Annotated in this window: 20 protein-coding genes and 2 pseudogenes; 14 read left to right on the top strand and 8 right to left on the bottom strand. The window is 66.9% G+C overall.

Features of this window, described 5'->3' with window-relative positions; genetic code table 11:
- Positions 1-18 precede the first annotated feature (18 nt).
- A pseudogene (locus ACZK08_RS05140) lies at positions 19-1,223 on the top strand (endonuclease/exonuclease/phosphatase family protein).
- 66 nt (positions 1,224-1,289) lie between these two features.
- On the opposite strand, the gene purT reads toward ACZK08_RS05140, so the two are convergent.
- Positions 1,290-2,477, bottom strand: a complete 1,188-nt coding sequence (gene purT / locus ACZK08_RS05135; protein WP_065182365.1) for a formate-dependent phosphoribosylglycinamide formyltransferase — start codon at positions 2,475-2,477, stop codon at positions 1,290-1,292.
- Positions 2,478-2,607: 130 nt separating this feature from the next.
- Between purT and ACZK08_RS05130 the strand changes: the two genes are divergently transcribed.
- From ACZK08_RS05130 to ACZK08_RS05105, 6 genes are read left to right on the top strand one after another with little or no spacing between them, the layout of a single operon-like run.
- Positions 2,608-3,489, top strand: coding sequence for an SPFH domain-containing protein (locus ACZK08_RS05130; protein WP_065182366.1), 882 nt, complete (start codon positions 2,608-2,610; stop codon positions 3,487-3,489).
- 45 nt (positions 3,490-3,534) lie between these two features.
- On the top strand, positions 3,535-3,714 hold the full coding sequence (locus ACZK08_RS05125; protein WP_053516152.1) for a type II toxin-antitoxin system antitoxin: 180 nt from the start codon (positions 3,535-3,537) through the stop codon (positions 3,712-3,714).
- On the top strand, positions 3,711-3,890 hold the full coding sequence (locus tag ACZK08_RS05120; protein WP_053516154.1) for a DUF4177 domain-containing protein: 180 nt from the start codon (positions 3,711-3,713) through the stop codon (positions 3,888-3,890). Before ACZK08_RS05125 ends, ACZK08_RS05120 begins: the two co-directional genes overlap by 4 nt.
- Positions 3,891-3,892: 2 nt before the next feature.
- Positions 3,893-5,182, top strand: coding sequence for an alpha/beta hydrolase (locus ACZK08_RS05115; RefSeq protein ID WP_065174601.1), 1,290 nt, complete (start codon positions 3,893-3,895; stop codon positions 5,180-5,182).
- The gene (locus ACZK08_RS05110) at positions 5,179-5,772 is read left to right on the top strand and encodes a PH domain-containing protein (RefSeq protein ID WP_065182367.1); all 594 of its coding nucleotides are present in this window, start codon (positions 5,179-5,181) and stop codon (positions 5,770-5,772) included. Before ACZK08_RS05115 ends, ACZK08_RS05110 begins: the two co-directional genes overlap by 4 nt.
- Positions 5,773-5,781: 9 nt before the next feature.
- Complete coding sequence (locus ACZK08_RS05105) at positions 5,782-6,591, top strand: M15 family metallopeptidase (RefSeq protein ID WP_065174599.1); 810 nt, start codon at positions 5,782-5,784, stop codon at positions 6,589-6,591.
- Between the two features lie 19 nt (positions 6,592-6,610).
- Here the strand turns inward: ACZK08_RS05105 and ACZK08_RS05100 are convergent, their stop codons facing one another.
- The 4 genes from ACZK08_RS05100 to ACZK08_RS05085 form a co-directional block, all read right to left on the bottom strand.
- Positions 6,611-6,982 carry a DUF423 domain-containing protein gene (locus ACZK08_RS05100; RefSeq protein ID WP_065182368.1) on the bottom strand — a complete coding sequence of 124 codons (372 nt, stop codon included), beginning with the start codon at positions 6,980-6,982 and terminating at the stop codon, positions 6,611-6,613.
- A 108-nt stretch (positions 6,983-7,090) separates the two neighbouring features.
- Entirely contained in the window at positions 7,091-8,164 is a 1,074-nt protein-coding gene (locus ACZK08_RS05095) for a polyketide cyclase (RefSeq protein ID WP_065182369.1), read from the bottom strand.
- Positions 8,165-8,397: 233 nt separating this feature from the next.
- The gene (locus ACZK08_RS05090) at positions 8,398-9,039 is read right to left on the bottom strand and encodes a response regulator (protein WP_065182370.1); all 642 of its coding nucleotides are present in this window, start codon (positions 9,037-9,039) and stop codon (positions 8,398-8,400) included.
- Entirely contained in the window at positions 9,039-10,241 is a 1,203-nt protein-coding gene (locus ACZK08_RS05085; protein WP_053516166.1) for a sensor histidine kinase, read from the bottom strand. The genes ACZK08_RS05090 and ACZK08_RS05085 overlap by 1 nt, the downstream gene beginning before the upstream one ends.
- Before the next feature lie 138 nt (positions 10,242-10,379).
- Here ACZK08_RS05085 and ACZK08_RS05080 point away from each other — a divergent pair, with 138 nt between their 5' ends.
- From ACZK08_RS05080 to ACZK08_RS05060, 5 genes are read left to right on the top strand one after another with little or no spacing between them, the layout of a single operon-like run.
- Complete coding sequence (locus tag ACZK08_RS05080) at positions 10,380-10,976, top strand: GNAT family N-acetyltransferase (protein ID WP_053516169.1); 597 nt, start codon at positions 10,380-10,382, stop codon at positions 10,974-10,976.
- Positions 10,922-11,770: a septum site-determining protein MinC gene (gene minC, locus ACZK08_RS05075; RefSeq protein WP_053516171.1), complete on the top strand. Its 849-nt coding sequence runs from the start codon at positions 10,922-10,924 to the stop codon at positions 11,768-11,770. The genes ACZK08_RS05080 and minC overlap by 55 nt, the downstream gene beginning before the upstream one ends.
- A 37-nt stretch (positions 11,771-11,807) precedes the next feature.
- Positions 11,808-12,617, top strand: a complete 810-nt coding sequence (minD, locus tag ACZK08_RS05070) for a septum site-determining protein MinD (RefSeq protein ID WP_053516174.1) — start codon at positions 11,808-11,810, stop codon at positions 12,615-12,617.
- Positions 12,618-12,619: 2 nt separating this feature from the next.
- Entirely contained in the window at positions 12,620-12,880 is a 261-nt protein-coding gene (minE, locus tag ACZK08_RS05065) for a cell division topological specificity factor MinE (RefSeq protein ID WP_053516176.1), read from the top strand.
- A gap of 47 nt (positions 12,881-12,927) precedes the next feature.
- Positions 12,928-13,407, top strand: coding sequence for a hypothetical protein (locus ACZK08_RS05060; RefSeq protein WP_065182371.1), 480 nt, complete (start codon positions 12,928-12,930; stop codon positions 13,405-13,407).
- 472 nt (positions 13,408-13,879) lie between these two features.
- Here ACZK08_RS05060 and ACZK08_RS05055 read toward each other — a convergent pair whose 3' ends face one another.
- The 3 genes and pseudogenes from ACZK08_RS05055 to ACZK08_RS05045 form a co-directional block, all read right to left on the bottom strand.
- Positions 13,880-15,124: a DUF819 family protein gene (locus tag ACZK08_RS05055; protein ID WP_053516181.1), complete on the bottom strand. Its 1,245-nt coding sequence runs from the start codon at positions 15,122-15,124 to the stop codon at positions 13,880-13,882.
- Between the two features lie 127 nt (positions 15,125-15,251).
- Entirely contained in the window at positions 15,252-17,330 is a 2,079-nt protein-coding gene (locus ACZK08_RS05050; RefSeq protein WP_065182372.1) for an alpha/beta hydrolase family protein, read from the bottom strand.
- A gap of 241 nt (positions 17,331-17,571) precedes the next feature.
- Positions 17,572-19,537, bottom strand: a pseudogene (locus ACZK08_RS05045) (OPT family oligopeptide transporter).
- A gap of 200 nt (positions 19,538-19,737) precedes the next feature.
- Between ACZK08_RS05045 and ACZK08_RS05040 the strand changes: the two are divergent.
- A complete protein-coding gene (locus ACZK08_RS05040) occupies positions 19,738-20,886 on the top strand; it encodes an acetyltransferase domain-containing protein (RefSeq protein WP_065182373.1) in 1,149 nt (382 codons plus the stop codon).
- Between the two features lie 88 nt (positions 20,887-20,974).
- Positions 20,975-22,729 (top strand): peptide MFS transporter, encoded by a 1,755-nt coding sequence (locus ACZK08_RS05035; RefSeq protein ID WP_065174593.1) that lies wholly within the window; start codon positions 20,975-20,977, stop codon positions 22,727-22,729.
- The last annotated feature ends 7 nt before the right edge of the window (positions 22,730-22,736 follow it).

The following is a 22,736-nucleotide window of genomic DNA, read 5'->3' as shown; positions in this document are numbered from 1 at the left end:
GGGTGCACAATAGGCGGCATGAACGCCCAACCTCTGATCCTTGCCCTGGCCCTGCTGTGTGGCGCTGCGGCCCTGCTCTTGCCAGGACCCCTGCGATGACCGAAACACCGTCCGCATCGCTGCGCCTGGCCACCTACAACACGTCGCTGTACTCCGATGAGGCCGGCGGCCTGATCAGGGAGCTTGAAGGCGACAGCGCGCATGCGCGCAAGATTGCCGCCGTGCTGCAGCAGGTGCGCCCGGACGTGGTGCTGCTGAACGAATTCGATTTCGACGACGCCCATCGCGCCGCCGACCTGTTCCAGAAGCGCTACCTGGAAGTGGCGCAGCCGGGCGGCGGCGCGCCGCTGCACTTCGCCTACCGCTACCTGGCCCCGGTCAACACCGGCGTGCCCAGTGGCCTGGACCTGGACAACAACGGCGTGGTCGGCGGCGAAGGTCGCAGCCGTGGCAACGATGCCTGGGGCTACGGCCTGCACCCGGGCCAGTACGGCATGCTGGTGCTGTCGCGCTACCCGATCGATGAAGCCAGGGTACGCAGCTTCCAGCTGCTGAAGTGGAGCACGATGCCGGGCGCGATCCGTCCGGTCGATCCGCGCAGCGGGCAGAGCTTCTACAGCGACGCCGTGTGGTCGAAGCTGCGCCTGTCGTCGAAGTCGCACTGGGATGTACCGGTGCAGACCCCGGCAGGCGTGGTGCATGCGCTGGTCTCGCACCCGACGCCGCCGGTGTTCGACGGCCCGGAAAAGCGCAACGCGGCGCGCAACCACGACGAACTGCGCCTGTGGCAGGAGTATCTCACCGCGGGTGACCAGCCCTGGCTGTGCGACGACAAGGGCCAGTGCGGAGGTCTGGCGCAGGATGCACGCTTCGTGATCCTCGGCGATCTCAACAACGACCCGGTCGACGGCGATGGCCGCCACGAGGCGATCGTCGAACTGATCGAGAACGCACGCGTATTGCGCTACCCCACCCCGCGCAGCGCGGGGGGTGAGGAAACCAGCCTCGCCTATGCCGCCAAGGGCATCGTGCGCAAGGGTGCGCCCTTCCACGCCACCGGCGACTTTGGCCCGAAGTCCGGCACCCTGCGACTGGACTACGTGCTGCCTTCCACCGGGTTCCAGTACGTGGGCAGTGGCGTGTTCTGGCCAGCCAGCAACAGCCCTGAAGCGAAGATTGCCGACGGCAGCGACCACCACCTGGTGTGGGTGGATGTGAAGTGACCCCAGGCGCCAGGCGCGCTGCTCTGCCTTGCAGAAAGCCGCCGGGCGCGGCCCGGCGCTACCGGCTTACGGGCGCAGCTCGACGCCGATGGCGTCGGCGGCATCACGGGCGATCGAGCGCGCCTCGTCGACGGTGTCGGCGCGCGCCAGGGTGACGCCGACACGGCGCTGACCGTGCACGCTCGGCTTGCCGAACAGGCGCACGGCCGTATCCGGCACCTGCAGTGCGGCAGCGACGTTGTTGAAGTACGGCACGCCTTCGCCCTGCGCCAGCAATGCACAGGATGCCGACGGACCACTCTGGCGGATCACCGGAACCGGCAGGCCCAGGATGGCGCGTGCGTGCAGCGCGAACTCGCTCAGTTCCTGCGATACCAGCGTCACCAGGCCAGTGTCGTGCGGGCGCGGGGACACTTCGCTGAACCACACTTCATCGCCCTTCACGAACAGCTCCACGCCGAACAGGCCCCAGCCACCCAGGTCATCGGTGATCGCACGCGAGATCTCCTCCGCGCGCGCCAGCGCCTTGTCCGACATCGGCTGCGGCTGCCAGCTCTCGCGGTAATCGCCGTCCTTCTGCAGATGACCGATCGGCGCGCAGAACGAGGTACCTGCCGCGTGGCGCACGGTCAGCAGAGTGATCTCGTAGTCGAAATCGATGAATCCCTCGACGATGCAGCGGCCGGCGCCCGCGCGGCCGCCGGTCTGCGCATACTCCCAGGCCGGCGCGATGTCCGCTTCGCTGCGCAGCGTGCTCTGTCCCTTGCCCGAGGAGGACATCACCGGCTTGACCACGCACGGCAGGCCGATGGCGGCCACGGCGGCGCGGTACTCCGCCTCGGTATCGACAAAGCGGTAGGGCGAGGTTGGCAGGCCCAGCGTCTCGGCGGCCAGGCGGCGGATGCCCTCACGGTCCATGGTCAGGCGTGCGGCACGCGCGGTGGGGATCACCCGCAGGCCCTGCTCCTGTTCCAGCTGTACCAGCGTCTCGGTGTGGATCGCCTCGATCTCCGGCACCACCAGATGAGGCTGTTCCTGGGCGATCAGCGCACGCAGCGCCATCGCATCCAGCATGTCGATCACGTGCGAACGATGCGCGACCTGCATGGCGGGCGCATCGGCGTAGCGGTCGGCGGCGATCACCTCCACGCCCAGCCGCTGCAGCTCGATGGCCACTTCCTTGCCGAGTTCGCCCGAGCCCAGCAGCAGCACACGGGTGGCGGAGGGCGAGAGGGGGGTTCCGAGCTTGGCCATGGAAGGGTCCGGCAGTGATGTGAAGGCGGGTGGGCATTCTAGCCGGTCCAGCGGCGGTTCCCGACGAACGGTAGTCGCCATCTGATATCAATTTGATATCGTCGCCTCGAACCCTCAAGGACGTACTGCCATGAAAGAGAAGTCGCTGTCCTCCCTCAACGGCCTGGGCACTCTGGCGAGCGCATTGCTCGTCGCCGTCTTCGGCGGTGTGCTGTTCGTGCTGGGCATCGCCGCCAAGGCGTCGACCGGCTCCCCCAACCTGCTGATGATGCTGGTTGGCGCGCTGGTCGCGGTGGTGGCGCTGTTCGCGCTGGCGGGCCTGTACACCGTGCAGCCGAACCAGGCCGCGGTGGTGAGCCTGTTCGGCAAGTACGTCGGCACCGTGAAAGACAATGGCCTGCGCTGGAACAACCCCTTCTACAGCAAGCGCCACGTCAGCCAGCGCGTGCGCAATTTCGAAAGCGGCAAGCTGAAGGTCAACGAGCTCGATGGCAGCCCGATCGAGATCGCCGCGGTGATCGTCTGGCAGGTGGTCGATGCCTCCGAAGCGGTCTACAACGTGGACGACTACGAGAGCTTCGTGCACATCCAGTCCGAATCGGCGCTGCGCGCGATGGCCACCAGCTATCCCTACGACCAGCATGAAGAGGGCCAGCTGGCGCTGCGCAGCCACGCCAGCGAGATCTCCCAGCACCTGAAGAACGAGTTGGCCGAGCGCCTGGCCGACGCCGGCGTGCAGGTGATCGACGCACGCATCAGCCACCTGGCCTATGCTGCCGAAATCGCCCAGGCCATGCTGCAGCGCCAGCAGGCCAACGCGGTGATCGCGGCACGCACGCGCATCGTTGCCGGTGCGGTCGGCATGGTCGAGATGGCCCTGGGCGAACTGCAGAAGAACGGCGTGGTGCAGCTGGACGAGGAACGCAAGGCGCACATGGTCAGCAACCTGTTGACCGTGCTGTGTTCGGACCGGGGCACGCAGCCGATCGTCAACGCCGGTTCGCTGTACTGAATCACCCTCGCAACGGGGCGCCCCACCGCCCCGCCAGGAGCATCCATGAGCGAGAAGAAAGCCTATCCACTGCGCATCAACGCCGACGTCCTGGCCGCGGCGCAGCGCTGGGCCGACGACGAACTGCGCAGCCTCAACGCGCAGATCGAGTACCTGCTGCGCGACGCGCTGCGCAAGGCCGGCAGGCTGCCGCATCCCAAGCCACCTCAGGAGGAGAAGGAATGAGCAAGCGCTGGACGTACCAGACCCTGGAAGTGCCCTCGACGCTGATGGGCAGCATGAAGACCGAAGCCGTGCAGGAGGCGTTGAACAAGCAGGGCCAGCTTGGCTGGGAGCTGGTCAACATCGTGATCCCCGCGCCGATGAGCGCAGCGGTGCTGGTCTTCAAGAAGGAGCTCTGACCATGAAGACCCGCCGTTCGCTGTTCGCCCTTTCACTGGCGCTGCTGAGCGGTGGCGCATTCGCCGCCGAACCGCAGCAGGTTGCCGCCCGCTTGCTGGACCACCTGCAGGCCGGCCGCATCGCCGATGCAGAGGCGATGCTGACCCCGCAGATGGCCCGTGCCGTTCCCGCCGAGAAGCTCGACAGCGTGTGGCGGTCCCTGGGCGAACTGCAGCAGCGGGGCCAGGCCCGCAGCAGCGAGCAGCAGGGCCTGCACCTGGTGGAAGTGCCGCTGCAGTTCACCGGTGGCGCGGTGATCGCGCAGGTGGCCGTGGATGCACAGGACAAGGTCGCCGGCCTGCTGCTGCGCCCCGCCCCCGCGGCCAAGGCACCGCCGCCGCCGGCCGATGCGACCTACAGCGAAGTTGATTTCAGTGTGCCGCAGACACGCGGTGCGCTGCCCGGCACGCTGGCGCTGCCCAAGGGCAAAGGCCCGTTCCCGGCAGTGGTGCTGGTGCACGGCTCGGGCCCGCAGGACCGTGACGAAACCATCGGCGGCAACCGTCCCTTCCTCGATATCGCCCGTGGCCTCGCCGCGCACGGAATCGCGGTACTGCGCTACGACAAGCGCACTCTCGCCCGGCCCCAGGATTTCCAGAGCGGCACCTTCACTGTCGATGACGAATCCACCGACGATGCGGTGGCGGCACTGGAGGCCGTCGCCAGCGACCCGCGCATCGACGGCCGCCGCGTGTTCGTGCTCGGCCACAGCCAGGGCGGCATGCTTGCGCCACGCATCGCCAGCCGCTGGCCACAGGCGCGTGGCGCCATCCTGTGGGCCGCTCCCGCGCGCACGCTGCTGGACCTGCTGCCGGAACAGAACCGCTACCTGCTGAGCCTGGACGGCGACATCAGCGCGGCCGGTCAGGCGCTGCTGGACAAACTGGACAGCCAGATCGCCGCAGCACGTGGCAGCACGCCGGTACCCGCCAGCGAACTGCCACTCGGCGTTCCGCAGTCCTTCTGGAAGAGCATCGAAGCCGTAGATGCCCGCGCCGATGCACAGCGGCTGCGCGCACCGCTGCTGATGCTGCATGGCGGGCGCGATTTCCAGGTTCCCGATGCCGACTGGGCACTCTGGCAGAAGGCCCTCGCCCGGCGCGACGATGTGCAGTGGCGGACCTATCCGGCGCTGAACCACATCGGCATCGCTGGCAGCGGCCCGAGTTCGTTGAAGGAGTACACCCGGCCCGGCCATGTCGATGCGGGGTTGATCGATGACATCGCCCGATGGGTGGAGGCACAACGATGAGCCCCAATGAAGCCCGTCCGTTCGAGCTGGCTGGCAGTTCACCCCTGCGCGTGCTGTGGGTGCTGTTGCCGGTGCTGGCCGTGCTGGTCATCAGCGTGTACGTGCAGTTCAGCCGCACGCGTGCGCCTGCACCATGGATGGAAGTCACCCTGTCGCCGCCGTTCTTCCTGATGAACGGCAGCGCGGCATGGAGCATCGCCGTGCTGGTGCTGATCGGCGTGGGCCTGGGTACTTCGTTCTTCCGCCGCCGCGTGGAGCTGGTGGGTGGCGTGCTGGATGTGCGTTCGACGCTGTACCGACGGCGTACACCGGTGCGCGACATGCTGCTGGACCAGGCCGAGGTGGTGGACCTGGCGCAGGACCGCCGCTATGGCATCCGCTTCAAGACCAACGGCTACTCGATGCCCGGCTTCTATTCCGGGCATATGCGGCTGCAGGGCGGCGGCAAGGGCTTTGCCCTGGTCACCGACCGTCACCGCACGCTGGCGATCCCGGTGCGCGGCGGCAGCACCCTGCTGCTGAGCATGGAACGCCCACAGGCATTGCTTGACGCCCTGCGCAAGGTGGCCGCAGCCGCGCCACAGCAGTAAGCTGCGGACATGCATCGCCGACCGCTGCTGCTGCTGAACACCGAGGCCATCGAACTGTGGCCGGCCGATCTGCTGCGCGCGCGCAGCAACCTCGATGCACGCCTGCTGGCGCGGGCCCGCTGGGTGCTGCGGCGCAAGCGCGATGGCCGCTATCTGGCCGCCGTGCTGACGCAGGGCGTTCATTCGCTGGTGCCGCGTCTGCCGCACGAGCCTGGCGTGGAGGAGGCGCTGGCACTGCTGGATGCCCGCGCGTCACGCCCTTTCGCTGCGGCACTGGAGCAGCGATGGCTGCCCCTGGCGGGCTTGCAGCAACGCCTGCAGCACCTTGGCCTGGATGCACAGGGTTACGCGGATGACACCGGGCTGCCGCTGGAAGCCGAGCCGTGCCTGCTGCATTTCGCCGGCCGCGATCGCTTTTCGCGGCCCCTGTGGTTGCGCCGCGACGCGGCGCAGGGGTGGCGGCGGATGCGCCTGCACGCGGCCCGCGATGGCGTTGCCCTGGATGCCATTTCCGGCTTCCGCAGCCATGCGTACCAGTTGGGAATCTTCGAGCGGAAGCGCGGCCGCGGCCTGAGCGTGGCGGAGATCCTGAAGGTCAACGCCGCGCCGGGCTTCAGCGAACACCACAGCGGGCACGCACTGGATATCGGCACCCCGGGCGATGCACCTGCAGAGGAATCGTTCGAGCGTACCGATGCGTTCGCGTGGCTTCAGGCCCACGCCCGCGGGCATGGATTCCACCTGAGCTACCCGCGCGGCAACCCGCACGGGATCGTCTACGAGCCCTGGCACTGGTGCTGGAGACCGGCCAACGGCTGAGCCCCTCCCCGCACTGCCCTCACCGCCGCAGGGCGTCGATCGCCAGCAGCACCCATCCCACCATCAGGCTGGTGCCGCCCACAGGCGCCAGCCGGGTAGGCCACTGCCAGAGCGCGCTGCCCACCAGGCTGCCGGAGAACAGCACGACGCCCAGCAGCAGCACGTACAGCGCCAGATGTGCGATCACGCCCTGCGCGCGCCGTCCCACCGCAACCAGCACGGCACCATGGGCGAACGCATACAGCGCCGCCATGTTCAGATGCTGCTGCGCCTGCGGATCGGACACGCCATGCGAGGCATAGGCCGACAGGCCGATCGAAGCGGCCGCCAACAGCGCACCGATGCAGGCCAGCAGCGAGGGCTTACGCGCACGTCGTTCCAGATTGAACATGACTGCTCCTTGCGCGGCGCCCGCCCGGCGGCGGACGCGGGATGAAAAAAAACGCGCCGCAGGAAGCGGCGCGTTTTCGTGTCCAACACTACATGGGTCAGCCAGCGCTTACTTGACGGCCCAGTAGATGTCGTAGGTGCCTTCCTGGGTGAACGACTTGTCCACGCCGTCCTTCCACGATTCGTACGGACGGTCGATGACTTCGTTGCCCGAGGTCACTGCCCACGCACGCAGGCCGTTGCGGGCCACGTCCAGGCCGGCCATGTGACCGGTGTAGGCCGCATGCGCCGAACGATGCGGGGCGACATGCAGGTACTTTACCGGGGCACCACCGTCGATCTTGACGGTCAGCTCCTCACCGGTGGCACCTTCGGTACCCTTCTTCTTCACCGGCTGTGCGATGTCGAAGGCGTACTTCTCGGCACCGAAATCGGTGGTGATGATGCGGAACGGACCGGCGGCTTCAAGGCCATTGGCCTCCATCACGCGCTTGATCCACTCCTGGTTGTCCTTGATGGACTTGGTGATGGTGTCCTGGCCGCGGTCGACGTTGCCGGCGTTGACGACCAGCAGGTCTTCGGCCGGCACCTGCACGATACCCAGATCGGTCAGCGGCGCTTCCGGAGTGCGGTAGTCGACGTTCGGCACGGTGGCCAGCATGTTCGCCATGCGCGACAGGCCCAGCTTGATGTCGTCGCCGATCTGGCGGCTGACATACAGGCCGGCGTAGCGACCGAACAGGTCGAAGCCGTACTTCACCGAGTAGTCCTGGGTGATCTTGACGTTGCGACCACCCTTGCCGGTCGGCTCCAGATTGAAGGTGGTGACCTTGTCGTGACCCTTGGTCGGGTCTTCGATGGCGATCACAACACGCTTGTTCTCTTCGGCCTCGGTCACCTTCCAGGAACCGTTGCCCAGGTCCTTGGAGGAGAAGTCGAGGGTGGCACCGACGCCGGAGGCCGGGCCGGACAGCTTCAGTTCAACGGCGGGATCGCGCAGTACCAGCGGGTTCCAGTCCTTGAAGCGGCGCAGGCTGCTGACCGTGTCGTACACAATCGTCATCTTGCGGTTGGTCTCGATGCTTTCGGTGATGTGGCGCTCGCCCGGCAGACATACGCCAATGATGACGAACAGGCCAGCCACGATCCCCAAGGCGATCAGGAACTCGATAATACGGGTCATTCAGGAGTCTCCGGGGCCGATCCCACGGCCGGGTTGATTGAAGCGAAGCGCCAATCCTAGCAGGCTTCGCGGGCATTGTTTATCGCGATTGGCGCACCGGTTTCCCTGCCGGCTGCGTATTTGTATGGACAAAGGATTGGCAGGGTAGCGCATCCGGCCGCCCCGCATGTAGGGGGCAGCCCGTCCCGGGGCCCGGGAATGCCGGCCAAACCTTTGCCGCAGAAGGCTTTTCGTCAGACCAGCTGCAGTTCGAACGCCTTCAGCACGGCCCGCGTACGGTCGCGCACGCCCAGCTTGGACAGGATGTTGGACACATGGTTCTTGATGGTGCCCTCGGCCACGCCCAGCGAATTGGCGATCTCCTTGTTGGAGAAGCCGCTGGCCATCAGCCGCAGGATCTCCGTCTCGCGGTCGGTCAGCGGGTCCGGCCGGTCCAGGCTGACGAAATCATTGCGCATGTGTTCCAGCCCGGACAGCAACCGCTGGGTCACTGCCGGCTGCACCAGCGATCCGCCGTCAGCCACGGTGCGGATGGCGCCGACCAGCTGGTCCAGGGTCACGTCCTTGAGCAGATACCCCTTGGCGCCGGCCTTCAGGCCCGCCAGCACCAGCTGGTCGTCGTCGAAGGTGGTCAGGATGATGGTCGGCGGCAGCTGTTCCAGCCGCGACAGGACCTGCAGCGCCTCCAGCCCGGACATCACCGGCATGCGCATGTCCATCAGGACCACATCCGGACGGACCTGGGGCATCAGTTCGACCGCCTGCCGGCCGTCGCCGGCCTCGGCCACCACCTCGATGCCGTCGTCCAGCGCCAGCAGCGAGCGGATTCCCTGCCGCACCAGGGTTTGGTCGTCGACCAGGCAGACGCGAATCATCAACGCACTCCTTCAGGAACCTTGGTAAGGGCGGCCACCAGCACGGTTGCCGGCACCGTCGCACGCAGGCAGAAGCCTTCGCCGGGGCGGGTTTCCACCTGCAGCTGGCCACCGCATTGTTGCAGGCGCTCGCGCATCCCGCGCAAGCCATTGCCCACATTGACCATTTCCGCGCCGACACCGTCGTCGCGCGCCTCGACCACCACCCGGTCCGGCGCCTCACGGTACACCCGGATCCACAGATGGCGGGCCCCGGAGTGGCGCACCGTATTGGTGATGATCTCCTGGGTGCAGCGCAGCAGCACGTGGGCCCGCTGCGGATCCTCCACGTTCAGGGGGTCCTCGATGTCCAGCTGGATGTCCAGCGAGGGCACGTTCTCGGTCAGCGGGCGCAGCGCGGCAGCCAGGTCGATGGCGCTGGTCTCGCGCAGTTGGCTGACCACTTCGCGCACATTGCCCAGCAGCAGCTTGGCCAGCGTGTGCGACCGTTTCACGTGGTCCAGCGCCTTGCCTTCGGCGAGATGGCCGGCCACTTCCAGGTTCAGGGTCAGCGCGGTCAACTGATGCCCCAGCAGGTCATGCAGCTCGCGCGAGATGCGGGTGCGCTCGTTGACCCGTGCGCTCTCGGCCAGCAGGGCGCGGGTCGCCCTCAGCTCCGCATTCAGCCGGCGCTGCTCGTCGCGGGCGTCGGTCTGCTGCCGTGCGACCAGGCTGGTCACGAACATGAACATGGAGAAGCCGCCATACAGCAGCGACTGCATGAGTGCCTCGAACAACGGCATGTCGAGAATCAGATAGTAGACCGGCAGCACCGCCAGCTGGCTGAGCAGCAACCAGATCACGCCACTGCGCACGGGCAGCATCCACGGGATCACCCCGGCGGCCACCATCATCAGGATGCTGCCCAGGCCCGAACCGCTCAGGTAGCTGACGCCCAGGGCCGAGCCGGTCAGTACCACCAGCACCACCCGGTCGTACCAGGCGGCCTGGCTGCTGTCGCGCAGGCCACGGGTCAGCCAGAAGTAGCCGGCGCCGAAGAACAGGTAGGCGGCAAACAGCCACAGGGACCAGCTGTCGATACCGCTGCCGCCGTGCCGCAGCATCGACTCGTACTGGGAATACACCACGGGCAGGCCGACCATGACCCAGGTGAACAGGCCGGCCAGGCGCAGGACTCGGATTTGGCTGAGATATCCCAACATGGAGGCATCTTAGGCTGAACCAGCGCTCCTGCCCCCGGGCAGAAGTCATGGCGACGGGCGTGCCCCCGCCAGCCACCCATGCAATAATCGTGCGCAGGGTCCGTTGCAGGACCAACCGCGTTACCCCACGGAGTCACAATGTCGATTGTCATCCGCGACGTGCGCGAGCACGAGCTCGATTCCGTCCTGGCTTTGAACAACAACGCTGGCCTGGCCATCCTTCCGCTGGATGCCGCACGCCTGCGCCTGTTCTATGAAACCGCTGAGTACTTCCGCGTCGCCGAGCGCGACGGCAACCTGGCCGGGTTCCTGATCGGCTTCGGCAGCGACAGCCAGCACGACAGCAGCAACTTCGCCTGGTTCAAGCAGCAGCTGGACACCCCGTTCTTCTATATCGACCGCATCGTGGTCGCCAGCCGCCGCCGCGGTGGTGGCGTCGGCCGGGCGTTCTACGCCGATGCGCAGAGCTTCGCCGAGCTGCGCTACCCGCAGATGACCTGCGAAGTCTTCCTCGACCATGGTGCCGATGCCGCCCTGCTGTTCCACGGCAGCTTCGGCTTCCGCGAGCTGGGCCAGAACACCATGCCGCAGGTCGATGTGCGCGCCAGCATGCTGGCCAAGGAACTGTGCAGCTACCCGTGGGTACAGGAGACCTACGGCGGCAAGCTGCCGGATGTGGCATGGACACGCGACCGGCAGCTGCCGGCGCAGGCACAGCGGCCGACGGGGACCTGAGCGTGGCGGTGAATTTCGATTACGAACAGGCAGGTGAACTGAAGATCGGCCAGGTCGGCATCGCCAACCTGCGCGTGCGGACCCTCGATGTCGAACGACTCGTGCAGGAAATGCGCGAACGGGTGACCCGCGCCCCGAAACTGTTCGGCCGTGCCGCGGTGATCCTGGACTTCGGCGGCCTCAGCCAGGTACCGGACGTGGCCACCGCGCAGGCGCTGGTCGATGGCCTGCGCAGCGCCGGCGTGCTGCCGGTGGCGCTGGCCTATGGCACCAGTGCGGTCGACCAGCTCTCGCAGCAGCTCGGCCTGCCGCTGCTGGCCAAGTTCCGCGCCCAGTACGAGCGTGTCGAGACCGAGCCGGCCCCGCCGCCTGCGCCTGCGCCGGAGCCGCGCCGCGCCGCCCGCGCTGAACCGAAGCCGGCCCCGGCCGCTCCGGTGGCCAGGGTGGCCGAGGGCTCGGCACCGCAACCGGGCCGCATGCAGCTCGGCAATGTACGTTCCGGCCAGCAGCTGTACGCGGAGAACTGCGACCTGACGGTCATGGCGACCGTCGGCGCCGGTGCCGAGGTCATCGCCGACGGCAGCATCCATATCTACGGCACCCTGCGCGGCCGCGCGCTGGCGGGTGCCCAGGGCAACACCGCGGCACGCATCTTCTGCCGTGATTTCCATGCGGAACTGGTGGCCATTGCCGGCCACTACAAGGTACTGGACGATGTCCCGGACAACCTGCGCGGCAAGGCCGTGCAGGTGTGGCTGGAACAGGACCAGGTCAAGATCGCTGCGCTGGACTGACGCAGCCCCAACATCATGCAGAACCAGGAGAAGTCCTTTGGCTGAAATCATCGTAGTCACCTCCGGCAAGGGCGGCGTCGGCAAGACCACTACCAGCGCGAGCCTGGCCTGCGGCCTGGCACGGCGCGGCAAGAAGGTGGCGGTGATCGACTTCGACGTCGGCCTGCGCAACCTCGACCTGATCATGGGCTGCGAACGCCGCGTGGTGTACGACTTCGTCAACGTCGTGCACGGCGAAGCCACCCTCAAGCAGGCCCTGATCAAGGACAAGCGCTTCGACAACCTGTACGTGCTGGCTGCCTCGCAGACCCGCGACAAGGACGCGCTGACCCAGGAGGGCGTGGGCAAGGTGCTGAAGGACCTGGCCGCCGACGGTTTCGACTTCGTGATCTGCGACTCCCCGGCCGGTATCGAGAAGGGTGCCTTCCTGGCGATGTACTTCGCCGACCGCGCGGTGGTGGTGGTGAACCCGGAAGTGTCCTCGGTGCGCGACTCTGACCGCATCATCGGCCTGCTGGATTCGAAGACACACAAGGCCGAATCCGGCCAGGACGTGCCGGCCTTCCTGCTGCTGACCCGCTACAGCCCGTCGCGCGTGGAAACCGGCGAGATGCTGAGCATCGTCGACGTGGAGGAAGTGCTGGGCCTGAAGGCGATCGGCGTGATCCCCGAATCGGGTGACGTGCTGAACGCCTCCAACAAGGGCGAGCCGGTGATCCTCGACGGCGAATCGATCGCTGGCCAGGCGTATGACGATGCGGTGAGCCGCATCCTGGGCGAGGAGCGGCCGATGCGCTTCACCACCGTGGAGAAGAAGGGCTTCTTCAGCAAGCTGTTCGGAGGGTAAGCATGGGCCTGTTTGATTTCCTCAAAGCGAAGAAGACCACCGCCGAAACCGCCAAGAACCGCCTGCAGATCATCATCGCGCAGGAGCGCAGCCATCGCGGTGGCCCGGACTACCTGCCGCTGCTGCAGCGCGAGCTGCTGGAAGTGATCAAGAAGTACGTCAACATCGACGTCGACGCGGTGAAGGTCGACCTGGTCAAGGATGGCCAGCACGACGTGCTGGACATCTCCGTGGCGCTGCCGGAAGGCCCGGAAAAGCCCTGACCCCCTGCCCCGCCCGTGCCTGCATGGGCGGGGCTGCACGATTCCGCATGACTGACACGACAACCGCCGTGGACATCACCTGCGTGGGCGATATCGCCTTCGCCGATGCACAGCGCCTGCTTGCCGCGCATGGGCTGGAGCTGCACCACGTCGCCGCCGGCGAGCCGATTCCCGGCAGCTACTGGGGCGAACCTGAAGCAGGCATCATCGCCAGCAACGTGTATGTGCGCGACGACACGCCCGTGCATTCGATGCTGCACGAGGCCTGCCATCTGATCGTGCTGCCGCCGGAGCGGCGCGCGCAGGTGCATACCGATGCCACTGATTCGGTCGCCGAGGAAGATGCCACGTGCTACCTGCAGATCGTGCTGGCCGCGCAGCTGCCCGGTGTCGGCAGCGCACGGCTGATGGCCGACATGGATGCGTGGGGGTATACGTACCGGTTGGGATCGACGAGAGCGTGGTTCGAGCAGGACGCCGAAGACGCGAAGGCGTGGTTGATCGAACGCGGGTTGCCAGTGGCGTAAGGCCGCGGGCGCGGTTGGCCACGGGCGCGTGGCGACGCGCCGAACTCTGCGGCGCCCCTCTTTTCACTCGGCGCGGTTCGAGCAGGACGCCGAAGACGCGAGAGTCTGGCTGATCGAACGTGGATTGCCAGCGGCGTAAGGCCGCGGGCGCGGTTGGCCACGGGCGCGTGGCGACGCGCCGAACTCTGCGGCGCCCCTCTTTTCACTCGGCGCGGTTCGAGCAGGACGCCGAAGACGCGAAGGCGTGGTTGATCGAACGCGGGTTGCCAGTGGCGTAAGGCCGCGGGCGCGGTTGGCCACGGGCGCGTGGCGACGCGCCGAACCCTGCGGCGCCCTTCTTTTCACTCGGCGCGGTTCGAGCAGGACGCCGAAGACGCGAAGGCGTGGTTGATCGAACACGGATTGCCGGTAGCGTGACGCGCCGCGAAACGGGGTCAGATCCCTTTTGCGCAGCAAAAGGGATCTGACCCCCTCACCCCTGCCCTGCCAGCGCACGCAGGGTAATGCCGACGATGTACGCCAGGTAGGTCCCGGTGGCGTAGCCCATCGTTCCCAGCAGCACGCCTACCGGTGCCAATGCAGGATGGAAGGCGGCGGCCACCACGGGCGCCGAGGCCGGACCGCCGATGTTCGACTGCGAGCCGATGGCGAAATAGAAGAACGGCACCTTCAGCAACCGGCCCAGGCACCACAGCAGCACGATGTGCACGGCGATCCAGATCAGGCCGAGCAGGAACAGCCACGGACGGTCCAGCAATGCCAGCAGATCCATCTGCATGCCGATGCAGGCGATCAGGAAGTACAGCAGCAGCGACCCCAGACGTGACGCTCCCGCTCCCTCCAGCGTGCGCGCGCGGGTGAAACTCAGGCCCAGGCCCAGCGTGGTCGACAGCACCACCACCCAGACGAAGGGAGCATCCAGGCTGAACTGCGATGCCCAGCCGACATGGGCCTTGAACCAGGCCGCCAGCGGCGCGCCGATTGCATGCGCCAGACCGACGCCACCGAACGCAACGGCGACGATCAGCATCAGATCGGTCAGGCTGGGAATGCGCTCGTGTTCGGCCTGGAAGCGCGCGATGCGTTCCTTCAGTTCGTCGATGGCCGAGGTATCGGCACCGCTGCGTGCGTCGATCTTCGCGGCGCGCCCGGCGAGGAAGATCAGTACCGCCATCCAGACGTAGCCGACACCCACGTCGACCACGGCGAACTGGCCGAAGGTGGTGGCGTTGACGTCGAATACTTCGCGCATCGCCAGCATGTTGGCGCCACCGCCGATCCAGCTGCCGGCCAGTGCGGCCATGCCGGCCCAGGTGTCGCCGGCAACGGTTTCCGGGTGCAGCGCGCGCATCAGCAGGAAGGCGACCACGGCACCGAGCATGATGCTGGCGGAGGCACCCAGGTACATCAGTACCAGCTTCGGTCCCAGCCGCAGGATGCCCTTGATGTCCACGGCCAGGGTCAGCAGCACCAGCGCCGCCGGCAGCAGGATGTCACGCGCGACCGGGTTGTACAGCGCGGTGTTCTGCCCGTCGATCAGGCCGACGGTGTTGTAGATGCCAGGAATGAGATAACACAGCAGCAACGCCGGCACGAAGGTGTAGAAGCGCTTCCACGGCCCCTGCTCGCGCGAGGCGGTCCAGAACACGGCCCCCAAAGTGGCGGCGATCAGGCCGAAGACCACGATGTCGTTCTGGATCAGGGCGTTCGAAGTCATGCGGGCGCTCGGGTAGAGCCGAGCCATGCTCGGCTGCTGTTGGCGGGAAAGGAGGCACAGAGCAGCCGAGCATGGCTCGGCTCTACAAAAAGCAGAGCGCCGCCCTGGGGGGCGGCGCCGGACCGGCTTATTCGCCGATATGCTGCTTCAGCCAGCCGTTGACCGTGTCATGCCACAGGATGCTGTTGTGCGGCTTGAGCACCCAGTGGTTCTCGTCCGGGAAGTACAGGAACTTCGACTCGATCCCCTGCCGCTGCGCCGCCGTGAATGCCGCCAGGCCCTGCTCGACCGGAATACGGAAGTCCTGCTGGCCATGGATGATCAGGATCGGCTTCTTCCAGTCCGCCACGTGGTTGACCGGGTTGAACTTCTCGTAGTTCGCCGCCTTCTGGTACGGCGTGCCGCCCTGCTCCCACTCGGTGAACCACAGCTCCTCGGTGGCGTAGCCCATCATGCGCTGGTCGAACACGCCATCGTGGTTGACCAGGCACTTGAACGGGCCGTTCCAGTTGCCGGCGATCCAGTTGACCATGAAGCCGCCATAGCTGGCGCCCAGAGCACAGGCCTTGTCACCGTTGAGGAACGAATACTTCTTCAGTGCCGCGTCCCAGCCCTTCTGCAGGTCTTCCAGCGGACGATCACCCCAGTGCTGGCTGATCGCATCGGTGAATGCCTGACCGTAGCCGGTGGAGCCGTGGAAATCGATCATCACCACCGCGTAGCCCTGGCCCGCATAGGTCTGCGGATTCCAGCGGTAGCTCCAGCCGTTGCCGAAGCTGCCCTGCGGACCGCCATGGATCAGGAACGCGACCGGGTAGGACTTGCCTTCCTGGTAGTTGTGCGGCTTGACCACATAGCCGTGCACGGTGTCGTTGTTCCAGCCCTTGAACGAGAACTGCTCGAAATCGCCGAAACTGACGTCCTTCAGCACGTCGCCGGCAGACGGTGTCAGCGCGCGCAGCTCGCCCATCGGCTGGCCGGCGGCTGGCAGCAGGCCGACCAGTACCTGGTCGTTGCTCTTCAGGCTGTTGCGGGTGATCGCCACGCTGGTGCCGGCCACATCGACGGCGGTCACGCTGCCATCGCCGATCAGGCGGGTCGCCTTGCCGGTGGCGACATCGATCTGGAACAGCGGGTGCTCGCCCAGATCATCGGCGGTGGTATAGATGCTGGCGCCATCGGCGGACAGCACGATGCCACCCGCCGAGCGATCCCACTGCGGGGCGATCTCACGGCTCTTGCCGCTGGCCAGATCCATCGCCATCAGGCCGAAGCGATCAGCTTCAAAGCCGGGGCGCTTCATCGCACGGTAGAACAGCGTCTTGCCATCGGCACTGAACACCGGGCCCGCATCCCATGCCGGGTTGGAGGCGGTCAGGTTCACCGGTGCCTGACGGCCGGCAGCATCGAAGCGATAGAGGTCGAAGTTGGTCGACCACGGCTCCTCGCGACCCGCCACGCGGATGCTGGCGACCACGCTGCTGCCGTCCGGCGACCACACGAAGTCGTCATTGCCACCGAATGGCTTGGACGGCGCATCGCCATCGAGGGTGGCGCTCAGCGCCGAAGCCCCCTTGACCGGGCCGGCCTGGGCGCCCGGCAGCGGCGCGACGAACAGGGTGTTGCGACGGCCGTCGTTCCAGGTATCCCAATGGCGCACGAACATCGAATCCCAGACCTGGCCACTGGCCTTGGCGTCCTTCTTCTCTTTCAGCTTCTTCTCGGTGCAGGCCAGGTCCGACGCGCAGGCCTGGAACACGCCGGCGCTGAACAGCACGCGGTCGTCCTGTGGCGAGACGTGGTAGCTGTCCACATCCACCGGGAAATCGGTCAGCTGGCGCGGGGCGCCGCCGCTGATCGCCTGCGCGTACAGCTGCTGGCTGCCGTTCTTGGCACTGAGGAAGTACACCGTCTGGCCGTCCGCCGACAGCGAGGCGGAATTGACGTTCCAGCCGGCCGGGGTGATCTGCTTCGGCGGTGCCGCGTCACGCGTGCGCAGGTTGCGTGCGTACAGGGCGGTGCTGGCCTTGAGGTTGGCGTCGGTGCTGCGCTTGGCGAACACCACGGTGCCGCCATCGGCGCTCAGCACCGGCGCGGAAACACGATCCATGGCCACCATGTCGCGGATCTCCAGGCCACGGGCAGCGGCGACGCTGGGCAGAGCGGCCAGCAGGCTCAGTGGCAGCAGGGCATGACGCAGTTTCATCGGGATCTCCGCAGGACGGCAAAAAAGCGATGGTAGGCCCCGCAGCCCGGGGCTGCCAAGGCCATCGGTCATGGCCGTGATCGGGCAGCCGCCAGAAACAGCAAACCGCGCCGTAGCGCGGTTTGTGGGTGGACCCGGGGTCGGATCCGATTCCGCAGGAATCGGCTCTGACCCCGCCCGGCCACCGCCGGCAAACCGGGGTCAGAGCCCTTCCCGGCGGGAAGGGATCCGACCCCGCGCATTACGCCTTGGCGTACTTGCCGGTGCGGTAGATCAGCCAGCCCACCAGGAACAGCACGGCCAGGCCGATCCACTGCGCGGCCGGCAGATGGAACGGCACGGCCAGCACGTCGGCGCGGCTGCTGACCACGATCGGAATGGCGATGGCGATGCCCATCAGCGCCTCGCCGGTGATCAGGCCGGCGGCGAACAGCACGCCCGGCTTGTGCACGCGGTCGCGGCCCTCTTCATCATCGGCACGCACCTTGTGGAAGCGCTCGACCAGGTAAGCGATCAGGCCGCCGAGGAAGATCGGCACCATCAGCTCCAGCGGCAGGTAGATGCCGATGGCGGCCGCCAGCACCGGCACCCGGAAGCGCGCGTTGCGCGCCTTCAGCCAGCTGTCGAAGGCAATGATGACGGCGCCGACCACGGCACCGATGCCGATGAAGGTCCACGGCAGCTCGCCACCGAACAGGCCCTTGGCCACCGACGCCATCAGGTTGGCCTGCGGCGCAGCCAGCGCGTTCGGGTGCAGCTCGGTCTTCACGCCGATGCCATAGGCGGTGGCCAGCAGGTTCAGCACCGGGGCCATGATCAGCGCGCAGGAGAACGCACCGATGCCCAGCATCAGCTGCTGCTTCCACGGCGTAGCGCCGACGATGTAACCGGCCTTGAGGTCCTGCAGATTGTCACCACCGACGGCGGCAGCGCAGCACCACCACCGCGCCGATCATGATCGCCGCCACCGCACCCAGCGGTGCACCGCCGGTACCGACCGGCTTGAGGCCATCGGCACCCAGCAGCACGACCAGTACCGCCGAGGCGAACAGGATGGTGGAAATGGTGATGCCCGAGACCGGGTTGTTGGACGAACCGATCAGGCCGGCCAGGTAGGCCGAGACCGACACGAACAGGAAGCCGGCGACGATCATGATGATGGTCATCGGGATCGACACGTGCCACTGGCCGACGATGGCCTGGTACAGGGCCAGCAGCGGCAGCACGAAGACCACCAGGGCGACCAGCATCCACTTCATCGGCAGGTCGCGCTCGGTGTGCGCCAGCACCGGTCCGCCGCTCTTGCGGGCGGCGGCAAAACCGCTCTTGACGCCGTTGAGCAGCGATTTGCGCAGCGAAATCAGGGTCCAGATGCCACCGATCAGCATTGCGCCGACACCCAGGTAGCGCATCTTCGCGCCCCAGATGGCGAATGCGGCCTCGGTGGAGGACGCAGCGGCCACCGACGCGGCCAGTGCCGGATCGGTGTTCATGAAGAACGCCTGGTAGAGCGGGATGGCGATGTGCCAGGTCAGGATCGAACCAGACACCACCACGATGCCGACGTTGAGGCCGACGATGTAGCCCACGCCCAGCAGCGCCGGCGACAGGTTGGTGCCGATGAACGCGGTGACCTTGGAACTGCCCACGTAGGCCGAGGTGGCCCAGGCATCGGGAATCAGGCGCATGCCGCTTTCCGCGGCCAGCTTGACGAAGGCGCCGATCACCGCCGACAGGCCCAGGATCTTCAGGCCCGGACCCGGGTTCTCACCGGCCTTGAGCACTTCCGCCGCCGCCTTGCCTTCCGGGAAGGGCAGCGGATCTTCGACGATCATCGAGCGGCGCAGCGGCACCGAGAACAGCACGCCCAGCAGGCCGCCCAGGCCGGCAATGCCCAGCACCCACCAGTACTTGAAGTCCGGCCAGTAGCCCATGATCACCAGCGCGGGGATGGTGAAGATGACACCGGCGGCGATCGAGGAACCGGCCGAGGCGCCGGTCTGCACGATGTTGTTCTCGAGGATCGAGCCACCGCCCAGCAGGCGCAGCACGCCCATGGAAATGACTGCGGCGGGAATCGCGGTGGCGATGGTCAGGCCTGCGAACAGACCGAGGTAGGCGTTGGCCGCGGACAGCACCACCGCCAGCACGATGGCCAGGGCCACTGCGCGGAAGGTGAGCTGCTTGGGCGCAGCGTCGTGGTTCATGGGAGCCCCTGCTGGCAAAAAATCCCTGCCACGCTAGCGTTCAGGGGGCGGCAAGTCCAGCACACCGCAGCATGACAAGCGCCAGCGGATCAGGCAGGACACCGATCAGGCACAGGCAGCAGACGCATCCGGCACATTCCGGCTGGGCATTCCGCAAACGATATGTTATATCTTTTCGATTGAACGACATCGCCGTCCGCATGCCCTCTCCGCCACCGGCCCGCCTCACCTCCATCGACCAGCTGCGCGGCACCGTCATGCTGTTGATGCTGCTCGACCACGTGCGCGAGACCTTTTTCCTGCAGCACCAGGTCAGCGACCCGATGGACGTATCCACTGTCTCCCCCGCGCTGTTCGCGTGCCGCCTGCTGGCCCACCTGTGCGCACCGGTGTTCGTGCTGCTGACCGGCCTGTCGGCCTGGCTGTATGGCCAGCGCCAGGCGGATCCGCGCCGGGCCACGGCCGCGTTCCTGCTCAAACGCGGGCTGTTCCTGGTGGTGCTGGAACTGACCCTGGTGAATTTCGCCTGGACCTTCCAGCTGCCTCCGGACACCGTGTACCTGCAGGTGATCTGGGCGATCGGCCTGAGCATGGTCGCGCTGGCCGGCCTGCTGTGGCTGCCTCGCGCGGCGCTGCTGGCGCTGGCGGTACTGCTGGTGGCCGGCCACAACCTGCTCGACGGCGTGCGCGTGGCAGGCGACGGTGTGCTGCCGGTGCTGTGGAAGGTGCTGCACCAGCGGGACTGGATCGAGGCCGGTGCACTCCGGCTGCGCACGTCCTATCCGGTGCTGCCGTGGATCGGGGTGATCGCGCTCGGCTATCTGATGGGGCCCTGGTTCGCGGCGGACCGCATGCCAGCGCAGCGTCACCGCTGGCTGGTGTGGGCTGGGCTGGCAGCGCTGGGCATGTTCGCCCTGCTGCGGTTCGGCAACGGCTATGGCGATACGCCCTGGCAGTTCCAGCAGGACGCGCTGCGCACCTGGATGAGCGTGTTCAACGTGACCAAGTATCCGCCATCACTGCAGTTCCTGTTGCTGACCCTGGGCGTTGGCCTGCTGTGGCTGCGCCTGTTTGAGTGGCCTGCGATGGCACGGGCGTTGAGGCCGCTGGCAGACATCGGCGCGGCTCCGATGTTCTTCTACCTGCTGCATCTGTATCTGCTGAAGCTGCTGTATCTGGCGGCGCTCGGGTTCTGGGGGCCGACCCACGGCAGCCTGTACGCTCTCGATTCGGTCGCCGGCCTGATCCTGGTGGCCTGTGCATTGGCGGTGGTGCTGTACCCGCCGACGCGGGCATTCGCGCGGTTCAAGGCGCGTCGGCGCGACCTGGGCTGGCTGCGATACCTGTGACCCCGCTCGCCGGGCGCGGCCTGATGCTGCCCGCCACGGGCGCGGCGGCGGGCCTATAATCGCGCCCTTTCCGCAGTGCCCGCCGTCGATGACCGTTGCCGCTCCCGCTTCCGACGACTTCCTTGGCCACCCCAAGGGCGTCTACGTCTGCTTCTTCACCGAAATGTGGGAGCGCTTCTCCTTCTATGGCATGAAGGCGCTGCTGCTGCTGTACCTGACCAAGTACCACCTGTTCGGCGACAAGGCCGGACTGGACCTGCTTGGCGCCTACGGTGGCCTGGTGTACTGCATCCCGGTGTTCGGCGGCATGCTGGCCGACCGCTGGCTGGGCATGCGCCGTGCAGTGCTGTTCGGCGGCATCCTGCTGGTGCTGGGCCATCTCGGCATGGCCTTCGAAGGCCACGCGGCATACCGGGTCAACGGTGAAGTGGTGCGCGACACCTCGGCGCTGGCGGTGACCTATCTGTCGCTGGCGCTGATCATCATGGGCGTGGGCTTCCTCAAGCCGAACATCTCCACCATCGTCGGCAAGCTGTACGCCAAGGACGATCCGCGCCGCGACTCGGGCTTCTCGCTGTTCTATGCCGGCATCAACCTCGGGGCGCTGTTCTCGTCGCTGGTGTGCGGCTTCCTCGGCGAGGCCTATGGCTGGAAGTATGGCTTCGGCGCGGCGGGCATCGGCATGCTGGCCGGGCTGGCGATGTTCCTGTGGGGGCAGAAGTACCTGCACGGGCATGCCGAGCCGCCACAGCCGGCCGCGCTGAAACAGCGGGTGCTGGGCCTGCCGCGTGAATGGCTGATCTATCTGTGCGCGGTGCTCGCGGTGCTGCCACTGGCGTGGCTGATGTGGGCCGCCGGTAACGGTGCGTTCGCTCTGGGCGGCGAAATCAGCCTGGCGTTGATGCTGATGCTGGTGGTGCTGGGAGGCGTGCTGGTCTGGTTCGCCTGGTTCACCGGCAGCCAGTGCACGCCGGTGCAGCGCCAGCAGATGATCGCGCTGATGGTGCTGATTTTCCTGGCGCTGGTGTTCTTCACCCTGTACGAGCAGTCCTATGGCTCGTGGGTGACGTTCACCGATCGCCTGCTGACCAAGGACATCGTTCCCTCGCTGGTGATCACTGACGGCACGCCGCTGCCCTGGTCGATCCTGTCGTTGCTGCTGGCGCCGCTGGGCTTCGTGGTCAGCGCGCGCCTGACCGAGCGTCGACCGGGGTCGGCCGCGCCGCGCCGGTTCTTCATTGCCATCGTCGCGCTGATGCTGGTCCTGCTGGTGCGCGACTGCCTGGTGATTCCGCAGACCGCCGGCTCCCTGACCTATCTGGGCGGACTGTTCCTGGTGCTGCTGGCGCCGGCCTTCGCCGCCCTCTGGACCTGGATGGACCGTCGCGGCTGGGAGCCGGGCAAGCCGGTCAAATCCGCCTGGGGCCTGGTGATCGGCGCGCTCTCGTTCGTCCCGCTCGCATTGGCCGCACAGCAGGTCGGCGCCACCGGCGAGATGGCCAGCGTCTGGTGGCTGGTCCTGGCCTACTTCCTGTTGGCCAGTGGTGAGATGTGCCTGTCGCCGGTGGGCCTATCGGCCGTAACGCAGCTGGCCGTGCCGCGGGTGATGAGCCTGATGATGGGCACCTGGTTCCTGGCCACAGCCTTCTCCGAGACGCTTGCCGCGCTGTTCGGCAAGCTGGCGGCCATCGATGTGCCCGAAGGCGGCACGCTGGACATGGCGGCGGCGGCCGGTGCGTATGCGCACCTGTTCTGGCTGCTGATGTGGATCGGCCTGGGCTGCGCCCTGCTGGCCTTCATCGCCGCGCCGCTGCTGAAGCGGATGATGCACGGGGTCAGGTAACTGCACT

It is taken from the genome of Stenotrophomonas sp. 112478_Sma, assembly GCF_056479905.1.
The sequence above is the reverse complement of the archived record's forward strand: the minus strand, read 5'-3'. Positions and strand labels throughout refer to the sequence as shown.

Coding starts and splice junctions, on each gene's coding strand:
- ACZK08_RS05130 (WP_065182366.1), top strand. CDS start 2,608: ATGAAAGAGAAGTCGCTGTCCTCCCTCAACGGCCTGGGCACTCTGGCG.
- minE (WP_053516176.1), top strand. CDS start 12,620: ATGGGCCTGTTTGATTTCCTCAAAGCGAAGAAGACCACCGCCGAAACC.
- ACZK08_RS05085 (WP_053516166.1), bottom strand. CDS start 10,241: ATGTTGGGATATCTCAGCCAAATCCGAGTCCTGCGCCTGGCCGGCCTG.
- ACZK08_RS05055 (WP_053516181.1), bottom strand. CDS start 15,124: ATGACTTCGAACGCCCTGATCCAGAACGACATCGTGGTCTTCGGCCTG.
- ACZK08_RS05095 (WP_065182369.1), bottom strand. CDS start 8,164: ATGACCCGTATTATCGAGTTCCTGATCGCCTTGGGGATCGTGGCTGGC.
- ACZK08_RS05090 (WP_065182370.1), bottom strand. CDS start 9,039: ATGATTCGCGTCTGCCTGGTCGACGACCAAACCCTGGTGCGGCAGGGA.
- ACZK08_RS05115 (WP_065174601.1), top strand. CDS start 3,893: ATGAAGACCCGCCGTTCGCTGTTCGCCCTTTCACTGGCGCTGCTGAGC.
- ACZK08_RS05060 (WP_065182371.1), top strand. CDS start 12,928: ATGACTGACACGACAACCGCCGTGGACATCACCTGCGTGGGCGATATC.
- ACZK08_RS05105 (WP_065174599.1), top strand. CDS start 5,782: ATGCATCGCCGACCGCTGCTGCTGCTGAACACCGAGGCCATCGAACTG.
- ACZK08_RS05120 (WP_053516154.1), top strand. CDS start 3,711: ATGAGCAAGCGCTGGACGTACCAGACCCTGGAAGTGCCCTCGACGCTG.
- ACZK08_RS05100 (WP_065182368.1), bottom strand. CDS start 6,982: ATGTTCAATCTGGAACGACGTGCGCGTAAGCCCTCGCTGCTGGCCTGC.
- ACZK08_RS05080 (WP_053516169.1), top strand. CDS start 10,380: ATGTCGATTGTCATCCGCGACGTGCGCGAGCACGAGCTCGATTCCGTC.
- ACZK08_RS05050 (WP_065182372.1), bottom strand. CDS start 17,330: ATGAAACTGCGTCATGCCCTGCTGCCACTGAGCCTGCTGGCCGCTCTG.
- ACZK08_RS05040 (WP_065182373.1), top strand. CDS start 19,738: ATGCCCTCTCCGCCACCGGCCCGCCTCACCTCCATCGACCAGCTGCGC.
- purT (WP_065182365.1), bottom strand. CDS start 2,477: ATGGCCAAGCTCGGAACCCCCCTCTCGCCCTCCGCCACCCGTGTGCTG.
- ACZK08_RS05035 (WP_065174593.1), top strand. CDS start 20,975: ATGACCGTTGCCGCTCCCGCTTCCGACGACTTCCTTGGCCACCCCAAG.
- minC (WP_053516171.1), top strand. CDS start 10,922: ATGGACACGCGACCGGCAGCTGCCGGCGCAGGCACAGCGGCCGACGGG.
- ACZK08_RS05110 (WP_065182367.1), top strand. CDS start 5,179: ATGAGCCCCAATGAAGCCCGTCCGTTCGAGCTGGCTGGCAGTTCACCC.
- ACZK08_RS05125 (WP_053516152.1), top strand. CDS start 3,535: ATGAGCGAGAAGAAAGCCTATCCACTGCGCATCAACGCCGACGTCCTG.